Origin of the sequence: Paraburkholderia sp. BR14312 (assembly GCF_040948675.1) — a bacterium.
GTDB classification, from domain to species: domain Bacteria; phylum Pseudomonadota; class Gammaproteobacteria; order Burkholderiales; family Burkholderiaceae; genus Paraburkholderia; species Paraburkholderia nodosa_A.
This window is the reverse complement of record NZ_JBFPKI010000057.1, coordinates 1-1,240: the sequence shown is the minus strand read 5'-3', so window position 1 is coordinate 1,240 and position 1,240 is coordinate 1. Positions and strand designations below refer to the sequence as shown.

The 1,240-nt window shown below is 61.0% G+C and carries 1 protein-coding gene; it reads left to right on the top strand.

Annotated features, from left to right (window positions below; genetic code table 11):
• The coding region (gene hpnJ / locus AB3X98_RS41960; protein ID WP_368607194.1) for a hopanoid biosynthesis associated radical SAM protein HpnJ at positions 1 to 1,232 on the top strand (1,232 nt) is incomplete at its 5' end.
• Between the last annotated feature and the right edge of the window lie 8 nt (positions 1,233 to 1,240).

Below are 1,240 nucleotides of genomic sequence, written 5' to 3'. Positions count from 1 at the left end.
AGATTGCAGCCGCATACGACCTCGTCATCATCCACACGAGCACGCCGTCGTTCCCGACCGACGCGCTCTTCTGCGAAGACCTCAAGAAGCGCAAGCCGTCGATCGTCATCGGTCTGGTGGGCGCGAAGGTGCAGGTCGATCCGCACAATTCGCTCACGGCGAGCGAGGCGATCGATTTCGTCTGCCGCGAGGAATTCGACTTCACCTGCAAGGAAATCGCCGAAGGCATGCCGCTGGCCGAGGTCAAGGGCATTTCGTGGCGCGCGAAGGACGGCTCGATCGAGCACAACCCGGGGCGTCCGGTGCTGGAAGACATGGACTCGCTGCCGTTCGTCGCGCCGATCTACAAGCGCGACCTGAAGATCGAGAATTACTTCATCGGCTACCTGAACTACCCGTACGTGTCGATCTACACGGGCCGGGGCTGCAAGTCGCGCTGCACGTTCTGCCTGTGGCCGCAGACCGTGAGCGGCCACGTCTACCGCACGCGCTCGGTCGAGAACGTGCTCGAGGAAGCGAAGTGGATCCGCGAGAACATGCCGGAAGTCAAGGAGCTCATGTTCGACGACGACACCTTCACCGACGACCTGCCGCGCGCCGAAGCGATCGCCATCGGTCTGGGCAAGCTCGGCATGACGTGGTCGTGCAACGCGAAGGCGAACGTGCCGTACAAGACGCTCAAGATCATGAAGGAAAACGGCCTGCGTCTGTTGCTCGTGGGCTTCGAATCGGGCGATGACCAGATTCTCGTGAACATCAAGAAGGGCGTGCGCACGGACTTCGCGCGCCGCTTCAGCGCCGACTGCAAGACGCTCGGCATCAAGGTGCACGGCACCTTCATTCTGGGGCTGCCGGGCGAGACGCAGGACACGATCAAGAAGACGATCGAGTACGCGAAGGAAATCAATCCGCATACGATTCAGGTGTCGCTGGCGGCGCCCTATCCGGGCACGACGCTGTACAAGCAGGCCGTGGAAAACGGCTGGATGGAAGAGAACAAGACCATCAACCTGGTGAGCAAGGAAGGCGTGCAACTGGCGGCGATCGGCTATTCACATCTGTCGCGCGACGAGATCTATCACCACCTCGAACAGTTCTATCGCCAGTTCTATTTCCGGCCGTCGAAGATCTGGGAGATCGTGCGCGAGATGCTCACGAGCTGGGACATGATGAAGCGGCGTCTGCGCGAAGGCGTGGAGTTCTTCCGCTTCCTGCGCGCACACGAGGCATGATGGACCGC